The organism is uncultured Psychrobacter sp., assembly GCF_947500265.1.
Classification (GTDB): domain Bacteria; phylum Pseudomonadota; class Gammaproteobacteria; order Pseudomonadales; family Moraxellaceae; genus Psychrobacter.
Map to the genome: position 1 here is coordinate 507,685 of NZ_CANMRN010000002.1, position 20,020 is coordinate 527,704.

General features: G+C 43.9%; 15 protein-coding genes. 6 read left to right on the forward strand and 9 right to left on the reverse strand.

Features of this window, described 5'->3' with window-relative positions:
- Nucleotides 1-6: 6 nt before the first annotated feature.
- Both nadC and Q0788_RS04675 read right to left on the reverse strand, forming a co-directional pair.
- Nucleotides 7-867, reverse strand: a complete 861-nt coding sequence (nadC, locus tag Q0788_RS04670) for a carboxylating nicotinate-nucleotide diphosphorylase (protein ID WP_298808247.1) — start codon at nt 865-867, stop codon at nt 7-9.
- A 160-nt stretch (nt 868-1,027) separates the two neighbouring features.
- Entirely contained in the window at nt 1,028-2,059 is a 1,032-nt protein-coding gene (locus tag Q0788_RS04675) for a hypothetical protein (protein WP_298808249.1), read from the reverse strand.
- Nucleotides 2,060-2,391: 332 nt separating this feature from the next.
- Here Q0788_RS04675 and nadA point away from each other — a divergent pair, with 332 nt between their 5' ends.
- The 3 genes from nadA to Q0788_RS04690 all read left to right on the forward strand — a co-directional run bounded on the left by nadA (nt 2,392) and on the right by Q0788_RS04690 (nt 6,493).
- Nucleotides 2,392-3,501, forward strand: a complete 1,110-nt coding sequence (gene nadA, locus Q0788_RS04680; RefSeq protein ID WP_367179709.1) for a quinolinate synthase NadA — start codon at nt 2,392-2,394, stop codon at nt 3,499-3,501.
- A 66-nt stretch (nt 3,502-3,567) separates the two neighbouring features.
- Entirely contained in the window at nt 3,568-5,478 is a 1,911-nt protein-coding gene (gene nadB, locus Q0788_RS04685) for an L-aspartate oxidase (protein ID WP_298808253.1), read from the forward strand.
- A gap of 121 nt (nt 5,479-5,599) precedes the next feature.
- Nucleotides 5,600-6,493, forward strand: coding sequence for a phosphatidate cytidylyltransferase (locus Q0788_RS04690; protein ID WP_298808254.1), 894 nt, complete (start codon nt 5,600-5,602; stop codon nt 6,491-6,493).
- A 26-nt stretch (nt 6,494-6,519) separates the two neighbouring features.
- On the opposite strand, the gene Q0788_RS04695 is transcribed toward Q0788_RS04690, so the two are convergent.
- From Q0788_RS04695 to Q0788_RS04705, 3 genes are read right to left on the reverse strand one after another with little or no spacing between them, the layout of a single operon-like run.
- Nucleotides 6,520-7,347 (reverse strand): SDR family oxidoreductase, encoded by an 828-nt coding sequence (locus Q0788_RS04695; RefSeq protein WP_298808257.1) that lies wholly within the window; start codon nt 7,345-7,347, stop codon nt 6,520-6,522.
- Nucleotides 7,344-8,540, reverse strand: a complete 1,197-nt coding sequence (locus tag Q0788_RS04700; protein WP_298808259.1) for a patatin-like phospholipase family protein — start codon at nt 8,538-8,540, stop codon at nt 7,344-7,346. The genes Q0788_RS04695 and Q0788_RS04700 overlap by 4 nt, the downstream gene beginning before the upstream one ends.
- A gap of 3 nt (nt 8,541-8,543) precedes the next feature.
- Nucleotides 8,544-11,237 (reverse strand): alpha/beta fold hydrolase, encoded by a 2,694-nt coding sequence (locus tag Q0788_RS04705; protein ID WP_298808261.1) that lies wholly within the window; start codon nt 11,235-11,237, stop codon nt 8,544-8,546.
- A gap of 265 nt (nt 11,238-11,502) precedes the next feature.
- Here Q0788_RS04705 and Q0788_RS04710 point away from each other — a divergent pair, with 265 nt between their 5' ends.
- The gene (locus tag Q0788_RS04710) at nt 11,503-12,414 is read left to right on the forward strand and encodes a lysine exporter LysO family protein (protein ID WP_298808264.1); all 912 of its coding nucleotides are present in this window, start codon (nt 11,503-11,505) and stop codon (nt 12,412-12,414) included.
- Nucleotides 12,415-12,478: 64 nt separating this feature from the next.
- Here the strand turns inward: Q0788_RS04710 and Q0788_RS04715 are convergent, their stop codons facing one another.
- From Q0788_RS04715 to Q0788_RS04725, 3 genes are all read right to left on the reverse strand, one after another.
- The gene (locus Q0788_RS04715; RefSeq protein WP_298808266.1) at nt 12,479-13,450 is read right to left on the reverse strand and encodes a DUF3644 domain-containing protein; all 972 of its coding nucleotides are present in this window, start codon (nt 13,448-13,450) and stop codon (nt 12,479-12,481) included.
- Between the two features lie 146 nt (nt 13,451-13,596).
- Nucleotides 13,597-14,880: an FAD-dependent oxidoreductase gene (locus tag Q0788_RS04720; RefSeq protein WP_298808268.1), complete on the reverse strand. Its 1,284-nt coding sequence runs from the start codon at nt 14,878-14,880 to the stop codon at nt 13,597-13,599.
- Nucleotides 14,881-15,046: 166 nt separating this feature from the next.
- Complete coding sequence (locus tag Q0788_RS04725) at nt 15,047-16,375, reverse strand: UbiH/UbiF/VisC/COQ6 family ubiquinone biosynthesis hydroxylase (RefSeq protein WP_298808270.1); 1,329 nt, start codon at nt 16,373-16,375, stop codon at nt 15,047-15,049.
- Nucleotides 16,376-16,975: 600 nt separating this feature from the next.
- Between Q0788_RS04725 and Q0788_RS04730 the strand changes: the two genes are divergently transcribed.
- Together Q0788_RS04730 and ybeY are read left to right on the forward strand one after the other, a co-directional pair.
- Nucleotides 16,976-18,079 (forward strand): PhoH family protein, encoded by a 1,104-nt coding sequence (locus Q0788_RS04730; protein ID WP_298808272.1) that lies wholly within the window; start codon nt 16,976-16,978, stop codon nt 18,077-18,079.
- A gap of 317 nt (nt 18,080-18,396) precedes the next feature.
- Nucleotides 18,397-18,996 (forward strand): rRNA maturation RNase YbeY, encoded by a 600-nt coding sequence (gene ybeY, locus Q0788_RS04735; RefSeq protein WP_298808274.1) that lies wholly within the window; start codon nt 18,397-18,399, stop codon nt 18,994-18,996.
- A 49-nt stretch (nt 18,997-19,045) separates the two neighbouring features.
- On the opposite strand, the gene Q0788_RS04740 is transcribed toward ybeY, so the two are convergent.
- Nucleotides 19,046-19,921, reverse strand: coding sequence for a mechanosensitive ion channel domain-containing protein (locus Q0788_RS04740; protein ID WP_102092965.1), 876 nt, complete (start codon nt 19,919-19,921; stop codon nt 19,046-19,048).
- Nucleotides 19,922-20,020: the final 99 nt, after the last annotated feature.

Below are 20,020 nucleotides of genomic sequence, written 5' to 3' on the forward strand. Positions count from 1 at the left end.
CTGCCCTTATGCACTAAAATCTAGCCCAATATCCAAAGCAGTAGTACTATGCGTCAAATAACCCATCGCGATAAAATCAACCCCTGTACTTGCCGCCGCTTGTACCGTTTCGGGCGTAATACCACCTGAGGCTTCAGTCTTTGCTCGACCCTGACACATAGCAACCGCTTGCGACAATGTTTCAGGCGGCATGTTATCTAATAGCACTAAATTCACACCTGCATCGAGCGCTTGCTCTAATTGCTCTAGCGTATCGACTTCGACTTCAATGGGAATCAAATGCCCAGCAAAATCTTGGGCTTGTTGAATGGCTGTCGTGATGTCGCCAGCGATGGCGATATGATTGTCTTTGATTAAAATTGCATCATCCAATCCCAAGCGATGATTGCGTCCGCCGCCGCAGCGTACGGCGTATTTTTGTACAATACGTAAGCCTGGAATGGTCTTACGTGTACAGGTAATTTGTGCAGGATATTGCGCCACGCTATCGACAATCTGACGTGTCGCTGTCGCAATACCACTGAGATGGGTCATAAAGTTCAGTGCCGTGCGTTCTGCAGTCAATAAATGACGCGCGTTACCTTTTACGGTCGCTAACACTGCACCAGCCTCTACTGTTTCGCCATCCTGTACTTGTGCAATAAACTCAATTTGTGCATCGACTAAGGCAAAAGACAAACGTGCCAAGTCTATACCGCATATCACGCCTGCTTGCCGTGCCTTGATCTGTAGTTGCGCTTGCATATCGGCTGGGATAGTAGCTTGTGAGGTTACATCACCACGCCTACCCAAATCTTCAGTTAGTGCATTCTCAACCAATGGTTTAAGTAATACGTCATCCAATGCTGGCTCTTTTTCAATTGTCATCTTTGACCCTTATCTAGGCATGATATTGATAGAAACTGCTTGTCATTTAAACTCAAAATGAGCATAAATATAGCGTAAAGTTAGCGACCCTGCAAGGAAAGGTGACAAATTTTTCGTTTTACAAACCGATTTAGAGATACAACGGACTGGCTTGAAATGATTATTTGCGCTTAGGAAGTTTGCTATCCATCAGTAAACTCTGTAATTCAATATCATGGCGGAAGCGATATAGCTTGGCAGGACGACCGCGCTGAGCAGTGCTACTCTCTCCTGTCTCCATCACTAGATTTTGTGAATCAAGCAATCGACGAAAATTTTGCTTGTGCAAGCGCACGCCTGATAATGCCTCAACACTCTGCTGCAACTGAGATAAGGTAAAGACGTCTGGCATCAGACCAAAAATAAGCGGTCTATATTCAATCTTCGCGCGCAGTCTTGAGATAGCAGTAGCAATCACGCGACGGTGATCGTAATACATGGGTACACCTATGCGTTGTGACCAGTCTTCTGGCAAAGCAACAGCCTGATAGTTGGGCGGATAATTAGGAGCTTCGGGTATCAGACCTGCTTCATAAAGCATCTCATAGCGTAGTAATACATGCTCTGCAATCCATTCTCTACTTTCATTATCGTGTTCGTTGACAGATTGACTGTCAGTGAGTTTGCCACTTGCCAAAAACGCTTCGTCCAGCCCCCAACACAGGCCAATGCGCTGACGCCTGCGCTGTTGGACAATCGAGTCGTTGGCAGTATTGGCCCATTCGAGTAGTGCTGGCACGATAAAGTCCATGATGATACTGGGCATACCATCCAAGTGATTTTCCCATGGGAAATAATCATACCAATCTCGCCATAGCGCTTTGCTTTGGAGTGCCCGCGTTTGCGTCTCTTGCACCAAACCTAAATAACTCACATACACCAACGCATGACCATCGATGTTACGTCTATTGGTGTCGACAAAGGTATATAGCTGCTCCAAATATCCGAGCGGTTGCTGTGTTTGTTCTTCTACCCACTGACGCACCCCTGCCTGTAGCGAGCGATGTAGCGGCATAAGTGGTCCATTTGGCAACAGCTTGCCTTGGTCAACGGTTAGGACACGCGCGATATGATCTGTGATAGCGACCAACACGGCGACCACTTCTGTCGTGCCGCTACCTTGTTGGTGCGCATGTGAATAAGACAACGTCATGGCTTTGGGGATTATCCTTTTTCTCTGAAAACAAAAGGCTATCAAGGTTAATAGCTACCGTACGGCTTAGTATAGCTTGAATCTAAAACTATCATAGTCTGTCGTTGTAAGTATAAAAAATCAATATCGATATACCGTTTTGAAAGGCTAAAACCGAATGTATTGAATAGATCAGTATAAAAAAATACTTGTAATTATGCTCAAAATGAGCATAATTAAGACAACTTATAAATTGACTATGTTCAATTCCCACATTTTTAGCACACACATTTATCGTTATCGCACCAACAAAGGCTGCCATTATGAAAAACTATCCTTACGACGCACCCATCATGAGTACGGACAATCGCATCGCCACTCAGATGAATATCGAATATGCCAAAGCTAAGATGCCAGCAGACTTGCCTCGCGCTGAACGCATCGTGGTCGAAGAAAATATCAAGAAGCTACTAAAAGAGAATAATTCCGTACTGGTAGCACACTACTATGTCGACCCTTTTATCCAAGACTTGGCATTGGCAACCGGTGGCTGCGTCGGTGACTCACTTGAAATGGCTCGGTTTGGACAAGCTCATAGCGCTCAGACTTTGGTTGTCGCTGGTGTGCGCTTCATGGGTGAATCGGCAAAAATATTGAGCATGGAAAAGACCATCCTCATGCCAGATTTAGAAGCCGAATGCTCGCTCGATTTAGGCTGTCCTGCTGACGAGTTTTCAGAATTTTGTGATGCCCATCCTGAGCGTACTGTTGTCGTCTACGCCAATACCAGCGCCGCGGTAAAAGCGAGAGCTGATTGGGTAGTCACCTCATCTGTCGGTATCGACATTGTCCGTCATCTGCATGCCCAAGGCGAACCTATTATTTGGGGGCCTGATCGCCATTTGGGCAAATACATCGCTCGTGAGACTGGTGCCGATATGCTGCTGTGGCAAGGGTCTTGCCTCGTGCATAACGAATTTAAAGCCACTGAATTGCTGCAATTAAAAGCCGAATACCCAGAAGCCAAAGTCTTGGTACATCCTGAGTCACCTGATAGCGTGGTATCACTCGCTGATGTGGTCGGCTCGACTAGCAAGCTTTTGCAATCAACGTATGAGATGGGTGCTGATACCTTTATCGTCGCTACTGACTTGGGCATATTGCACGAGATGCAAAAACGCTCGCCAAACAAGCGATTCTTGGCCGCACCAACTGCTGGTGAGAGTGCAAGCTGTAAGAGCTGCGCGTTTTGTCCTTGGATGGCAATGAACGGCTTAAAAGGGATTGAACAGTGCTTAACTAATCAAAGCGGTGAAGTACTAATGACACCTGAGCTAGCGACTGCAGCAAAAAAACCATTACAACGGATGCTCGATTTTGCTGAAGCGCAAAAGCAACGCGTAGCCGCTTGTGGCGACATTGTAAAAGACCGTGCGCTGTTCGCTAACGTTGGGGCAGCCTAGCATGCGTCGCATTCAGTTGATTGTTCCAACACCACTCGCTATGAAAATAACAGGAGCAGCAGTGATATGAGTAATATTATAAAAACTGATGTTCTTGTTATTGGGGCTGGTCTGGCAGGTTTGAGCACCGCACTATCTCTGCCAAAGTCGCTGAATATTACTGTTTTAAGCAAAGCGGCACTTGAAGTGTGCTCAAGTCACTATGCTCAAGGTGGTATCGCAGCCAGCTTAGACAAAGCAGACTCTGTGACTGATCATGTCGCTGATACCTTAATTGCTGGTGCAGGATTGTGTGCGGCTGACAATACCACCCGTATCTTGGCTGCTGGACAGCAAGCGGTGCAGTGGCTATGTGAACAAGGTGTGCCATTTACTCAAACCACTTTAACTAAAGAAAATGATAATACTCCTGATTTTTCAGTTTTAAAAACCAGTGACTTACACTTGACCAAAGAAGGCGGTCATGGCTGTAGACGTGTGGCCCATGCGGATGACGCAACGGGTCGGCACGTGATGGATGCATTAACCACCAAAGCACAAGCTGCAACCCATATCACTATCTTGCCTTATCATGAAGCGTTAGAGTTACTGACTGCACCTATGATTAGCAGCTCTTCTTTTAGCATGGACGATAGCGATATTAAACATTGCCGAGGGGCACTGGTCTTTGATCATGTCAATGAGCGTCAACTCACTATTCATAGTCCAGCTGTCGTACTCGCTAGTGGTGGCTTAGGTCAACTATTTAAGCGTGCCAGCGCGCCTAATGTCTGCGTCGGTGATGGCGTCATGATGGCATGGCAAGCAGGCTGTCGTTTGGCAAATTTAGAATTTGTGCAATTTCACCCAACGGGTCTGGCATTAGATGACAGCAGCTTTTTGATATCTGAAGCGTTACGCGGTGAAGGTGGACGACTGTATTGTCCACAGACTGGTACGCGCTTTATGTTAGACGTTGATGAACGTGCTGAATTAGCCCCACGCGATATCGTCGCTCGGGCAATAGCCAATCAGATTAGTGGTAACAGACTTGGCTACGTGCATCTTGATGTCAGTCACTTGCCAGCTGCATTTATACAGGCACATTTCCCGCAGATTTATCAGACGTTGCTAGCACTCGGCATCGATATGACGACAGACCTTATTCCGGTCGCTCCGACTGCCCATTATAGTTGTGGCGGCGTGGTGACTGATGCCAATGGATTGACCGATATTGCAGGGCTGTATGCAGCAGGTGAAGTTGCTTATACAGGGCTACATGGGGCTAATCGTTTAGCAAGCAATTCATTGTTGGAGTGTGTGGTGGTTGGTCGTAACATCGCAGCCAACTTGCCACGTTACTTAACAAAATTGGATCGCTTAAAGAACTTAGAAGCTTTAGAGAAAACGGCTGAAGCTTTAGAAAAAATGGCACAGCCACATACGACTGCCTATTATGAACTGCATCAGTTAGCTGCCGACATTTGGCAATCCCCGACACTAGAAAACACGCAATTTGTTATCTTGCCCTCTTCTAAGCAGTCATCACTCCCAAATTATAAGGTCGATAAAGCATTTCATTCTGACGTAGATATTGCAGAGATAACTATAGCGTTGAAAGCTCTTTTGACAGCCAATATGGGCATCACACGTAGTGCCAAACAATTAGAGCAAGCATTGCGACAAATTGAGCAGTGGCAAGAGTCAATTGAACATACTGAAACCATGCTATCTGATATGAGTAGTAAAGCTCCTACTACTGACAGTGAGCTTGACATTTTTCAATTGGTGAGGCAATTAGCGTTAGCAACGATGATTGTCCAATCGGCTTATCAGCGTTTTGAAAGTCGCGGTGGGCATTATCGTGAGGATTATCCTAACTTAGCTGAAACGCCTTTAACCAGTATCATTCTGCCATTAAGAAAAACTACGCTTCACTCTATTAATCACATTATAGAAGACGAGAGTTATCCGATACCTGTTACTGACCATATTTAAGCCTACGACAGATAACAGCCAAACCCATCAAGGGTTATATCTAACACTATAGTTAAAGAGGCATTTAAGCTATCATTATGGATAGGCTTAAAATATTATCTCTTTTTTGAGTGTCCATGGTATGGCTTCTGATATTGTGTTTGTGATTGCCCTGATGATAATCGTCAGTTTGGCTTGGAGTGTACTTGCCGTACCTCGTCTGCGCAAACGCTTGCCAAAAATCTACCTGATAGCCCGCTCGTGGTGGTTAATGCTCGTCGCGCTCTGCACTTGCTATGTGATTGCAAAAATAACGAACGATACGCAAGGTTCTCATTTGCAAGTATATCCCTATCAATGGCTGCTCATTTTATTTTTTATATTAATTGGTTTACGCGGCAGCTACGAGATTAAACGCCTATGGTGTTTACGCAGTAAAGCCGCACTCATTCATAAACTCCAAGCTAAAGGCTTACAGCCAAGTACGCTCCTGCTACCGAAAATCTCTCTCAATCTGACTCAACACTATACGCGGCTCAACTCCTTAGATCTGCTACTGAGTGCTGCATTTATCTCACTCATCATTAGCCTTATTGTCTTGCAGCAATTGACCTGGCAACGCGAACAATATGGCGTTTTACTCTTCGTATTATTTGCCAGTCAGTTTAATGATATTGCCCAATATCTATGTGGGCGACTGCTTGGACGTAAGCTGTTTAAACGAGGTCTAGCACCGACTATTAGCCCGAATAAAAGCATTGAAGGTGCTATCTTTGGCAGTTTAGTTGCGGCGATATTGGCAGCAGTATTAGGTCTTTGGCTCACTCCTTTTGATTGGTGGGTCTGTCTATTAGCTGCCTATGGCTTGGCTGTGAGCGGTATCTTTGGAGACTTATTAGAATCAGCATTTAAACGCCAGCACGGGGTGAAAGATACCGGAACGATGCTCGCTGGTCATGGTGGGGTATTAGATCGGATAGACAGTTTGCTGATTGGCGTGCCAGTATTTACCCTATTGTACTGGTTACTTGGTTAAACCTAGTCAAAATATTGATAGCCATACTATCTGGCTTTATCCAGTTTACTGCGCAATATCCAATTGAGCACAGGCTTAGGTAAATGATTTAAGGCACTCGTGATATAGCGCATCGAGCGTGGAAATATCGCCAGTTCTACGTCATCGTCAATCGCTTGCATAATATGATCAACCGCTGTCTGCGTGCTCATGATAAATGGCTTATGGCTAGCCTCGCCATCGTTTAAATCACGTAATGCTTGGGTATCGATATAGCCTGAAGCAATACAGTTTACTTGGATATCATAAGGTACAAGTGCTGCTCGATAAGCGCTAGCCGTAGCAACCATTGCGCGCTTGCTTTTGGCATAAAGACTGGCATAGGGATAATCTATCGTGCCTGCGATAGAGGCAATACAGATGAGGCTAGGTCTATCACCTTTAGTCAAATCCAACGCCTGACGCGGTTGTTTTAACTGCTGCTTCAACTGACTGCTTGCCCATCTAAAAACTTGCTCAAACACCTGTAAATTAATCGCTAGCATTTGGTCGCTATCTGCTTGATTTAGGTGATGGATACACTCATTGGTATAGCTACCAGCACTATAGATCAGTCTTTGAAATGGAATACCTGACAAACTGTCTAATAACGTTCGCGTTTGACTTGGGTCAGTTAAGTCGCATACATAAGTCACAATAGCAGGATGCTGGCTATTGATATCGGCTATCTTTGCTGTGTTACTTCCAACAACGCTCACTTGCCAGCCAAGCGTCTGATGATGCAACGCCAAAGCTAAGCCAAGGCCACTTGTACCACCAACGATAATGATATGCGGCGCATGGTTTCTATTGATACCTTTTGCGAGGTTTTTCATAATTTATGCTGCTGTATATAGTTGACCGTACGCTGATAGCCATATTGCCATTGCGCCTGCATTTGCTGCACAAAACCGTCATAGTCGCTGTGTATTAGCTCAACGGTCATTTGCTTTAGGTTAAAACGCTTTTGCACATTTTGCCCTCTCAGTTGCTGGTCGTTATCTGCAAATGGTAACCAATGTAGCTGACGGTTGTTGCTAGCCGTATTAGTGTGCGACGACCCTTCCATCGGTTGATAACCGTGTACTGCTGCCAAGCGCTCATTGGGATCGAAACCAAAGACGCGCTGAATCGCGGGAGCTGCCAGCCATGAATCATAACCTGCCTTGGTCTCTGCAAATACGCTGTGACCTAACTGACAGGCTAGCTCAATCGGTGTCAGATTGATCACACCTCCCAAGCACCAGCCAAGCTCTGTGATATGTGTTGGCGGTAGATAGTACATGTCAGCCATAGACGCGCGAATCACTGGGGCAAAATCCCATTGCGTCTGTACCTTTACAGACAGGTGTATGCGTCCATTTGCAAAGGTGTGCACAGGTGACGTCATTTGCTCGTCGACCAGACCTGATACAGAATTTGGTAAATTTGCTAAGCACGGCGGCGCAAATAACAACTCTTGCAGTACAGGTTTTTTATTACATAAGGCATCAGCAGGTGCTTGATACAGTCGGCTAGCAATGATAGCTATCTCTGGCGTTGTTTTATCAGCAGCGCCACCTTTCTTGCTACCAGTAGCGAACCGCGACAGCTCATCTAGCCAGTACTGCTCGTTATCGATACGAAACATCGCTAACTGCTGTAACTCATTTAACAGTCGCTCGTAGCTGTCTGCTTGACGTTGTCTTTGTCCATTATCCTTTTGCTTTGATAACCGCCAACGTTTGAGTGCATGGGTCATATAGCGCAGCTTTAGACGTTTATTGGCTTCCTCTGGTGCGACCTGTCTGATTGCAGTGATGACACGATACAACTCACGGCTGCACATCAGCGCTTGCAAATCTTTAGGGTCAGGCGCAAGTTGTACTAAGTAAGCAGACAAACTACCACCGCAAGTACCAACGATAATGTCTGGCGTCAAATCATGCGCTGCTAGTGCTGCATAACTGCCCAAATAATAACCAAAACGTGAGCCTCCGCCTGAAAATAGCTGAACACGCTCGTAAGGCTTAACCTGCTGATTATTCATCTATTACTCGTTATCAGCTAATGCAGTTTTAATCGCTAACGAAACAGTAAAGATACCAAAGCGATCGATACGCATCGTGACTTTCTTAAAGCCTGCCCGTTCAACCAATTGATCCATTTCCGCCTGCGAACGGCAACGCATCACCCAACTACTGCCACGGTGATTGTTTAGTGTTTTACTGATAAATTCCTGTTCAGGGTGCCACGGTTGGTTGGTATAAATCAGATAACCGCCCGATTTTAAACTGTCATAAATACCAGCCAATGCCGTCGCTGGTAGCGCATTATCAGAGAACAGTTCAAATAACCCAGAGGCAATAGCAAGATCTGATTTTTTAGTATCGGTACTAGTATCATTCGTATCTGCATCAATATAACTGGCAGGATCAAAGGCGTCCTTTTGACTGGTCATTATTCGATTGCTCATGGCCAAATGCTCTGCCTTTGCTTGCAATGCCTGTATATTATGCATCTCATAATCACGCAGCTCAGCATACAAATCTGCAAACTCTGTCAGCAGATCAAATGTATAAAAACCATGTCCACTAGCGATATCTAACAGTTTTGGTCGGTATGGTTTATTACTACTTTGGTTTTTATCTTCGATATCTGCGAGTGCTAAGCGTGCCAATTCCAATATATGCTCGCGGCGAATACGAATACCTTGCCAGCCGATATTATTTAAATAAAACTTATCTACTGCCTGTCCAAATTTATTCTGACCGCTAGGCTTATTGTAATAGACATGATCTAGCGAATGACCAGAATCAAATCCATGCTCAAGCCCTGTAGCAATCGCATCGCTGACATGACCAAACTTCTGCATCGCAAAACGGGTAATCGCAAAGTTTGGATTGAATGGTTTAATCGCCAAACGATCTACTTTATCTTTACTGGCACTGTTTAAGTGAGCCGTACTCAAATCAGGGGCTTGGACTGGTGTGCTAAATATTTCCTCAGCAAACTCAATACAGTCGGCAAAGACATCGGCTTTATTGGTCTCATGAAAGATTGCATGATAGCTGTCTGGATACAACTGCCAGCGTTTAATCGGTGTGTTAATCGCCTCATAGAATTTCCGCTCAGCCTGCTTATCGACCACATAATCCTTACCCGCGCATAAGACAAACGTCGGTACAGTAATAGCGCCAGCATCATCGAGTAAACGCTGACCCGTCGCATGAGTGTCGATGAGTAAGTCGGTCGAGATACTGTTGGAGATTAATGGATCAGCATTGTAGGCTTGCTGCGCGTCTTTATCATGAGTCAGTACTTGTGCTTTAACATAGCTGCTGACACGTGACATCAGACCTAACGTACGTGCCACCTTTAGCGATGGTATAGCAAAGGGCAGATACAGACGAATACTGAGCGCAGGCGTGCCAAGTATCATGCCGCGAATATTGGGCGCGTAATCATGTACCCATGCTACTGCCAATACCGCGCCGATACTACTAGCGACAATCAATGTATCCTCGATAGCAATACCTGTTTGCCCAATCACCAGTTGTACAAAACCTTCTAAATCTCGCTCAAGCTCGGTAACGCTCTCAGCATGATCTTTGATACCCCCTGAGCGCCCATTACCGCGCGCATCCCAAGCAAATACTTGATAGCCAGCTGTTGCAAACTGCTCTCCTAGCTCTGCCAATCGCCCCGAATGCTCATGCCCTCGATGCAATAAAATAACTTGGCGTGATGGTTGGTTGGTTGGCTTGATATCTTCTAAAGGCATCGTTAGCCAATAGCGATAATAAATAGCCGTGCCGTCATAAGCGTTATAACAGCTTTCACCATTGATGATTTTAGATGCAGGCAAGTCCAAACCAATACTGGCCTGTTCTTCGAATTTTTGACTATCAACGGTTGTGGTTGGCATTTCTTTGAACTCCAATGGGCGAGCGTTATCAGTAGAAGTATTTGGCAAAACAACAGTAAGAGATAGTGAGTTGTTTGTTGACTCACCCAGTACGGATCGCAGCTGAGGTGGGTTACGCCTCAAGTATAACTCTGCCATATAACGTAGTCGATTGAGACAGGTCTTTAGTAGCATTATCTCTGTTAGTATAAATAATTGACCTATTCTGACGGCAGGCGAAGCCATCTGTCCTTTAATACTTACTGGCACTTTGGCTCTGCTACCCATAAAGGCACCAAGCATACCTAATAGGAAGGCGCGGTCGCTTTTGCCCAAAGGCCCTTGGTTAGCACGAACACCTAACATGGTATTACTAGTAACGCCCAACAGCTCGGTGCCAATACTAAGCGCGATCAGAGCAGTGATATGATGCTGAGAAGTTGATATATTCGTTGGTAAGTTGGCTGTTAAATTTTGCCATTCTTTATTATTGATATGATGCGTCAGAATATGAGGCGCCAGACTCGCTAATAGCGCCGTATCGGCAACCATATCACCTACCTCGTTTAACACGGCTCCTAGCCTTGATGCCTGTCCATGCTCACGCGCCATCATGCCATCGATGGCATTGAGTGCCATACGTACAAACAATGATGATGGTAATAAAAGCCACAGCCGCTGCTGTTCAGCCGCTGGTTTGGCAATGATATAGGCAGTACCGATACTCAATAAAACAGCGGATACCGTCACTTGGTTAGCGGTAATATTTTGCTCAACCAGCGACTTACTTATCGGGCGTAGTTGATTTTGAAACTGAGTTTTGAGCTGATATAGCGACATGAGTCTAGCCAAATATTTTCAGTACTTTAATGTAGCAACAAAAGTTTATAAGGTAAAGAATTACAAAGCACTCAAAAACGTTCAAACATTTCGAAAAAGATATTTATTATCATCATTATAAGCGTCCAGTTTTTTCCATTTTAGTCAACAACGACCAATGATTTGCAATGAATCTTAGTGGCTCATATCAATACTGTTAACCTTATATGGTACAATCTTCAGCTTCTTAAAAACGCCTTATTAAAAATGCTGCGAGCCCGTCATCATGGAAAGCCTAGTCACCCTTGTTCTGGTATTAATGCCAATGTTTATTGGCTTTGCCATTCCGTCTAACCCTACTATGACAAAAGTGGCCGACAAAGGTCTATCATATCTAGTATTTATCATCCTGGCGTTGATCGGTATTGAACTGTCTCAGGTAGAAGGTCTAGGCAATCAGCTGGGTGAAATTGCGCTGTATGTCACCGTCCTATCAATATTAACAATTGGTACAGGATTGTTTGCGCTTATGGTGTTTGACCATCTGCGTCCGTGGCATGCCAAAAAACCAAGTGTAAAATCTAAAGAGCATCGGGTGAGCATTCGAGGTAGCTTGGCGCAAGTGGTTTGTGTGGTGATTGGGATGGTGATTGGCTATTTCTTGCCTGCTGATTATATGCCGCCTGAAAACTCTATGACCGTCATGCTGATGATTTTGATATTACTGGTTGGTATAGGCTTAAAAGGCTCGGGCATCACCTTAAAAGAAGTATTACTCAATAAACGCGGCGTAGAAATGAGTGTCATCTTTACGCTAGCGGTATTGGCAGGCGGGCTTATATTTGCGCTACTATTTACGGATGTGTCATGGACGAAAGGCTTAGCGCTATCGTCGGGGTTTGGTTGGTACTCGCTCTCAGCGATTGTCATGACCGATGCTTATGGCGCGGTTTGGGGTAGTGTCGCGTTATTCAATGACTTGGTACGTGAGTTCTTTGCGTTAATCTTTATTCCGGTATTTATGCGCAAATACCCTTCTGCCGCGGTTGGGCTTGGCGGCGCGACCAGCTTAGACTTTACCTTGCCTATCATTCAACAGTCAGGTGGTCTAAAAGTCGTGCCACTAGCGATTAGCTTTGGTTTCCTAATTAATATTGTCTCGCCAGTACTGATGGTGTTTTTCTCAGCATTGGGATAATAGCCATAACTCCAGTTTAAATCTAGTGAGATTACATCTCAATGACAGATGATTTGAAAGTGTTTTATTGGTAGATATTTGCATTGTCTCGACAATGCTGCTTAACCACATCTAACCATCTTTCATACCAATACCATTGCTGCTCAATCTTTACGCCATATCCTTTTGAATTATTTTTTGCATCTAAAGATTGCCATAATTTTGTATGATGATGAATCGAGAAACCTGCAAATCCAGCATTATTCATTATCTCTTTGATCTTACTAGGTCGATATTTAACTTTCTCAGTCTCTTTTATTAACTGATACTCTGTATTTACCTTTGCAGCCAATGGATCATCTGGTTTTAAGAACTCAATTACTTTATCTGCTTGTCCTCTTTTATTAACAGTTTTGGGCACAAACAATATTCTATAAGCATACTTCGGACTGCCAAAATCTTCGTCTGAAACAGAGTTATCAAAGCGAGTTACATAACTTTTAATATTACTAGGTAAATCCTCAAACTCTGATAAAAGATCTTTTTGTTCCTCGGATATGCTTGAGAACTGTAAGCTAAATGATAAATGTTTTTCTATACCGAACTCTTTACCAAAAAACTTACAGATGTAGTAATTATAGTTTAAACAGCATGCCTGATATCTAGCACTCAAACTATCATCAATCCTAGACGTCATCTGATGCTCAATCTCATGACGTAAGCCTATTAAAAACTTTAAATTTAAGGTAGACTCTCTATCTATTGGGCTATTCGTATTATCTAAACATCGCTCAAGCTCCCAATGTTTATATGCGCCATGTTTAGTTCTATCAAAGATTTTACGTTGATTTGGCTTTTTATAATAACGATAATCAATATTTTTATCTTCATAATAAGCATGTAAAAGATACGTCCAACTAATTATGATTAAGACTGAGAATGCTTCCGACTTGAACGTAATATTAGGATTGTTAAATATCTGAACTGCTGCCAAAGCAGACTCTCTCGACTTTTTAACCAATTCGTATTTTTTCGTACCCTTTCTAAGAATACTCATCTTAAAATCCTTTTATTTTTCTAATCAAATACTGACGTATGCAGCTTAGAAACATCAAGATAAAATTCATTCAACTCGTCATCTTTTCTCATCGAAAAGCTAAGTTCTTACTTATTACTCTTCTGGTCATTCAAGAAGGAACACCCCTATACCCCACTCGCCTGCTTAGCAAACAAGTGCATCAATGGTTTTATTTTACTGACTCGGTACATGCCCTCATTACGTATCTGCTGCACAGGGCGCAATTGAGCAAGCGACCCTGCAAATAACCAGTTAAGCGCAGAAAAGCTATGCATCATTAGGCTATTATGCGGACGGCGCGAACGCTCATAATGACGTAGCGTTTGATTGCTACCCCAAAGCATACCACCACTACGGGCAAAATCATGCGTTAACTGCTCACATAATACTTGCACATCCAGCATGCCAAGGTTCAACCCTTGACCCGCCAGCGGATGTACGCCATGAGCTGCATCACCAATGAGTACCAAGTTGTCAGCGACGTAGCTTTTCGCTTGCTGAGCCGCTAATGGAAAACTAGCGATAGACTCAATTTGATTAATCGCACCCAGCTCATAATTGCTTGCAACTGCTAACTTATCAGCAATAAAACGATCTTCTTCCTCTATCAATGCCAACGCTTGATTGCGCGGCAATGTCCATACTATCGACTGCCAATGCTGCGGATTTGTCTTATCAGCATCGGTTATATCTGCTAATGGCAATAGTGCCAACGTACCTGTTGGTAGCATGGCTTGACGTGCTGTCGCTTGATGCGGTTTCTCAGTCTGAATCGCACAGCAAATCGCGGTTTGATTATAATCAAGCATATCTACGCCAATCCCTGCTTGCTGACGGACAAATGAACCGCGCCCATCAGCACCAACTAATAGACTCGCATCAATCGATTCGCCATTGTCTAGAGTTACACGATAACCTTGCTGCGCCCCTAGCCAATCCATATTGACAACTTTATGACCAGCGATAAGGGTCAGATACTCACTGACATCAGCTTCATGCAAGCGTTGCCACAGTGCGTACTCGATAACAGCAGGCTCAACCATACTACCTAATAATGTAGGCTCATGATTTTTACCACTATTATCCTCGGCGCCAATACCTTCACTTTCGCCAAATAATAACTCACCCATACCATTTAGCTGCCACACCTGCATTTGCGAGTAGTCTGCTTTGCGTTTAGAGGCGGCAATATGTTGCCACGCGCCAACGTCCTTAAGCAAATTAATACTAGCCATACTGAGTGCATAGACACGTGCATCACGTTTGCTAAGGGTGTTGTGCCAAGCTGACTCATCACGCTCAGGACGGGCATCAATCAACGTCACTGGCATTTTTGCTTGTGCCAGCTTTAGAGCAAGCGTTGCCCCAACGATACCGCTACCGATAATCAGCGTCTGGTTGTTTTTCATAAGGTGTCTCTCAATATTGTTCAATATTAGAATGCTTATTATCAATCTTAATTACATATAGTTGATTCAGTTTAAAAGAGAGACGAGGCAACCGAGTGCAGATGTATAGGCAATACTTCAAGCGAGGTTAACGCTGTCACTCTTTTAAAGAAGATTAACTATAGCGCTATGATTTTAGACCCATCGCATAAGTGGCGACTAATGGCTTGATATTCGGCAATTTATCAAAGGCCAATAGCGCCATATTTCGTGCCAGCTTAATCGCTGGGTTAGGATGCGTGAAGCCATGTACCACCGCATCACAAAAACGAATCACTCTCTTCTGGTCAGTTTGACGTGCTTTTTCATAACGCTTTAATAACTGTGCATCACCAATATCTGCGCCTTTGAGCACTTGTGTGTTCAGCATTTGTGCCAGCACATGCGCATCTCGCATGCAGAGATTAAAGCCTTGACCAGCGACAGGGTGCAAAGTATGAGCGGCATTGCCCATAATGACGCAGCGCCTTTCTACCTGCTTATCCGCTAGTACGCGGGTCAATGGATAGGCTCCGCGGCGACCAGCAGCGGTGAACTTGCCAGCGCGTTGACCGAAGGCTTGCTGTAACGTCTGCAAGAAATGGGCGTCGTCTTCCAGATATCTGGTTTCTTCACCTGTTGGGCATACCCACACCACAGAGCGTCTGTAGCCTTGTTGATACTCATCATTACCATCGCCCTCTGGATCAGTCAGTGGGAGCACAGCAAGTGGGCCAGCTGGACTGAAACGCTCAATCGCTGCATGCTCGTGTGGCGTATCTGTCTCTACTACGCCGACGATGGCCGTTTGCTGATAGTCATACGTAGTTGTACCGATATCTAGTAATTGGCGTACTGTAGAATCACGCCCATCACAAGCGACTAATACGCTAGCTTGCAGCTGCTGCTCGTTTTCGGCTTCATCGTTATAATTAAAGCTAAGTGTCACACTATCGGCCTGCTGCTGGACAGTTGTCACATTGGCATTATCTATTAAGGTAATTAATGGCTCTTGCTGTGCGGCTAATAAAAGCTTACGGCCCAACCAAGCGTTTTCGATGACCTGTCCAAATGACTCGACCTTTTCCTCTGCTTTATTCAGCTGCGCGCGCCCAAAACTGCCTTGCTCACTAATCTGTACGGTGTCGATACGGCAGGCATGACTTTGTAACTCATCCCACAGTCCAATCTCTTGATATATCTGTACCGTGCGCCGTGATAACGCCGTATTGCGACTGTCTAAATAATGGCTGCGAGTACTATCATCCGTTGGACTGATGGTTGGATAGCTGTTTTTTTCTAATAAGGTGCTCGCAATACCGTGATGGGCCAATAGCAATGCAAAAGACAAACCAACATGACCACCACCTGCGATAAGCACTTGCTGGTCAGTTATCGCTTCTTTCTTTTTAGAGATGCTGTCGAACTTTTTAGGTATGCTGTCAGCATTGGATAAATGTGAATCAGTATCTTGCATCGTTATTTTCCTAGTGTGATTTTTTGGACAAGCAGTTTATTTATGATAGATAGCCGCTCATCACTGACTTTATTTTATAATTTTTATCACGTTACTGTCGTGGTTAGATGGGTTGCAGCAATCTATGGTATCGCCCATAGATTACCACAAATTGTCTATTCTGCCGTGGTCTTAACCGTAGACAAATCGTTTCTTTACTCTCATCATAAACGAGGTTTATATTTATAAAACTCAAAAATCTTAATCTTATTGAAGCGCTGTCATACGATGGGTAGCGATGAATTATATAGAACTGATAGCAACATCGAATCAATCTATAGGAAATCGCTATAGCAGTTGCAATCCGCATACAAAAACAGTGTCATCTATCTGATGTATGGCTTGAAATTTAAAAATTCTCTACCATAATGAAGGCAAGACTTTTCATTACTTTCATTTACGACCTTCCACCAAAACAACAATAATATCGCCGTCATTTTTATTATCTACAATCTTTTTATCACCTAAATACTGTAACGCCACTAACTATTTTATCTCTGCAACCCGCCACGCAATTAAAATCAAATCATAGCGTCGGGTACACAATAAAAGGATAATCGCTTGACTGATTCCATGAGCCGCCGTATAAAGTTTGAATCATTGACCCCAGCACAGCTAAAAACCGTGCTTGGTGAATACAACAATCACATGAAATATATCCAAGAACGCCTCGATATTAAAATCATGCAACGCCAAGGCGATTTTTGCCTGAGTGGCGATGTGACCAATGTCGAACGCGGTGAACGTATTATCTACAAAATGGTAGATGAAGCGCAGAATACTAAAGACATCAGTGCAGAAGAGCTGCACCTCATCATCCAATCTAGTCTCTCTCGTGATGAAGACATCGAAGAAGACGAGCAAGACTACGATGACATGGAATATGATGAAAATTTGGATGAGGCTAGCGAGTTTACGCCCATCAGTTTACGTACACGTAAAGGCCGCATCGTTCCGCGTGGCGGCAACCAACAGCGTTACGTAAAAAACGTCCTGAGCTCTGACGTGTCATTTGGTATTGGGCCAGCTGGTACGGGTAAAACGTATCTAGCGGTGGCATGTGCCGTCGATATGCTTGAGCGTAATGAGATTGAGCGTATTTTGCTAGTGCGTCCAGCGGTAGAAGCTGGCGAAAAACTGGGCTTTTTGCCAGGTGATTTGACCCAAAAAATCGATCCGTACTTACGCCCGCTATATGACGCACTCTATGAGATGATAGGCTTTGAGAAAGTCGGTAAAATGATTGAGCGTCAGATTATCGAAGTAGCACCGCTTGCCTATATGCGCGGTCGTACTCTGAATAACTCGTTTGTCATTCTAGATGAAGCGCAGAACACCACGCCTGAACAGATGAAAATGTTTTTGACACGTTTGGGCTTTGGCTCACGTGCTGTCATCACTGGTGACATTACTCAGGTGGATTTGCCACGTGGTCACAAATCAGGCTTGGCACAAGCGATGGATATTCTAAAAGATATCGAAGAGATTCATATCACAAAGTTTGATTCAAAAGACGTGGTACGCCATCAATTGGTACAACAAATTGTTGAAGCCTATGATGTGTTTGATGAAGAGCAAATAGCTTTAGAAGAAAAACGTAAGTTTGAACGTATTAAAGAACAAGAGCGTAGACAAGCCGTCGCTAATGCAGCAGCCAATCTGTAATAATCAAGCTAATCACTGCATTGCAATCATTTGCTATAAGCATTTAGCTTGTATAAGAAAACCGGATTACTCAAAGTAGTCCGGTTTTTTCTTACCGACAGTTTATTGAATTTAGCATATTCACTACTAGTCGCCTACCAGCAACTTAGCTATAGTAGCCTCTATATATTCTATACATATACCTCTATTTATGAGTCAAAAACTTAGCAATGAGAGATAATAATTAAGCTACTTTTATGATAAAAAAACCGCTAAGTAAATAACGTAAACGATGCAGCCTTAAAAACGCATTTATTTTTAATAAAAAGGACAACAATATGAGCCAACCTGATAGTACTAATTTCGATGACAAGATTGCTAGTAACCATGCTAGTTTAGCAGCACTTGATATCAGTGCGACCGACAGTATTGATGATGAAATATTAGATACTTTTTATAATCGCGAGCATTTACTATCAGTCATGATGGCGACTTTAGATTATATAGACGGTCGTATTAATAATGATCTGACCCTACCCTATTTTGCAGATATTGATCCTGAGCTGTGGCAAGAGAAGTCTAAAACACTAGATATATATATCACTGATGACGTCGAAGGCCGTGCTCTAAATCTAGAAGCACGCGGCAAGGACTATGCGACCAATATTTTGTCTTATCCAAGCGAATTACCTGCTGCCGTCATTGAGCTAATGCCAACATTGCCTCTTGGAGAGCTGATTATCTGTCATGAAGTGATAGTACGTGAAGCGGCTGAACAGGACAAAACCGTGGCGCAACACATTAGCCATTTGCTAGTGCATGGCGTGCTACACCTACTGGGTTTTGATCATGAGCTCGGACAAACTGAACAAGATGAGATGGAGTACTTTGAAATTGAGATTTTGGCAGGCCTAAACCTACCAAATCCTTATATCTAAACTAGCACTGCTTTAATAAACAGTCTTCTAACTATTAAGCAGCTATCAATCAATCTTTAGATAGCGGCAACTTTTGCGCTTGACCCATTTGGTTGATCATATGGTCTAAGCCTTTAACATGGACACTGCGCTGCGGGAATGGAATCTCGATTTTCTCATCATCTAGAGCTTGCTTGAATTGCTCTAGTAGCTCGCATTGCATCGACCACCAGTCGGCATTGGTTGTCCAAACGTTCAGGGTAAGATCTACTGAGTTGTCGCCTAGATTGGTCACTCGTACGATAGGCTCAGGATCAGTGAAAGCCAATGGGTTGTTTCTTGCCAGACTTAACATCACGTCTTTAGCCGTTTTGATATCAGCATCGTAACCAATACCGACCGTGATATCGACGCGGCGATTGGGTAGCGCTGTATAATTAACCACAGGTGAAGTCGTGATATCGCTATTAGGAATGATGATATCGTGATTGTTAATGGTCGTCAGATGGGTATTAACCAAGGTAATCTCAGTCACCGTACCTGTGTAGCTGCTAATCTGTACATAATCGCCGCGTACAAACGGGCGAAACGTCACAATCATAATACCAGCGGCAAAATTTGATAGCTGGTCTTTTAATGACAAACCAACGGCAACAGCGGCACCACCTAAGATCGCAACGACCGAAGTAGTCTGTACACCGACTTTGCTAAGTGCAGCTAAAATCACTACGACCAGTAGTACGCCATACAATAGACGACTTAGAAAACTAGCAACTGTCTCGTCCAGATGGCTACGCGTCATCAAGCGATCGGAAAAAGCGACTGCTTTTTTGGCAAGCCAACGTCCAACGATAAATATAAGTATTGCTAAAGCGACTTTAATGACCAGCTCTAGGGCGTTGCTCGTTAAGGTAGCAACATCTACGGTAAAACCTAAAAATTCCATACTGACTCTTTATTTTATAGCTGTGTGTTATGAACTTGGGTATCTGTAATGATGAAAAATGGTGCGTTAAGCGTTATTCTTAGCAGTTGTGTTTTCAGT

Bases quoted from the DNA above. Each gene is read 5' to 3' on its own strand.
- nadC (WP_298808247.1), bottom strand. From the start codon at position 867: ATGACAATTGAAAAAGAGCCAGCATTGGATGACGTATTACTTAAACCA.
- Q0788_RS04675 (WP_298808249.1), bottom strand. From the start codon at position 2,059: ATGACGTTGTCTTATTCACATGCGCACCAACAAGGTAGCGGCACGACA.
- nadA (WP_367179709.1), top strand. From the start codon at position 2,392: ATGAGTACGGACAATCGCATCGCCACTCAGATGAATATCGAATATGCC.
- nadB (WP_298808253.1), top strand. From the start codon at position 3,568: ATGAGTAATATTATAAAAACTGATGTTCTTGTTATTGGGGCTGGTCTG.
- Q0788_RS04690 (WP_298808254.1), top strand. From the start codon at position 5,600: ATGGCTTCTGATATTGTGTTTGTGATTGCCCTGATGATAATCGTCAGT.
- Q0788_RS04695 (WP_298808257.1), bottom strand. From the start codon at position 7,347: ATGAAAAACCTCGCAAAAGGTATCAATAGAAACCATGCGCCGCATATC.
- Q0788_RS04700 (WP_298808259.1), bottom strand. From the start codon at position 8,540: ATGAATAATCAGCAGGTTAAGCCTTACGAGCGTGTTCAGCTATTTTCA.
- Q0788_RS04705 (WP_298808261.1), bottom strand. From the start codon at position 11,237: ATGTCGCTATATCAGCTCAAAACTCAGTTTCAAAATCAACTACGCCCG.
- Q0788_RS04710 (WP_298808264.1), top strand. From the start codon at position 11,503: ATGGAAAGCCTAGTCACCCTTGTTCTGGTATTAATGCCAATGTTTATT.
- Q0788_RS04715 (WP_298808266.1), bottom strand. From the start codon at position 13,450: ATGAGTATTCTTAGAAAGGGTACGAAAAAATACGAATTGGTTAAAAAG.
- Q0788_RS04720 (WP_298808268.1), bottom strand. From the start codon at position 14,880: ATGAAAAACAACCAGACGCTGATTATCGGTAGCGGTATCGTTGGGGCA.
- Q0788_RS04725 (WP_298808270.1), bottom strand. From the start codon at position 16,375: ATGCAAGATACTGATTCACATTTATCCAATGCTGACAGCATACCTAAA.
- ybeY (WP_298808274.1), top strand. From the start codon at position 18,397: ATGAGCCAACCTGATAGTACTAATTTCGATGACAAGATTGCTAGTAAC.
- Q0788_RS04740 (WP_102092965.1), bottom strand. From the start codon at position 19,921: ATGGAATTTTTAGGTTTTACCGTAGATGTTGCTACCTTAACGAGCAAC.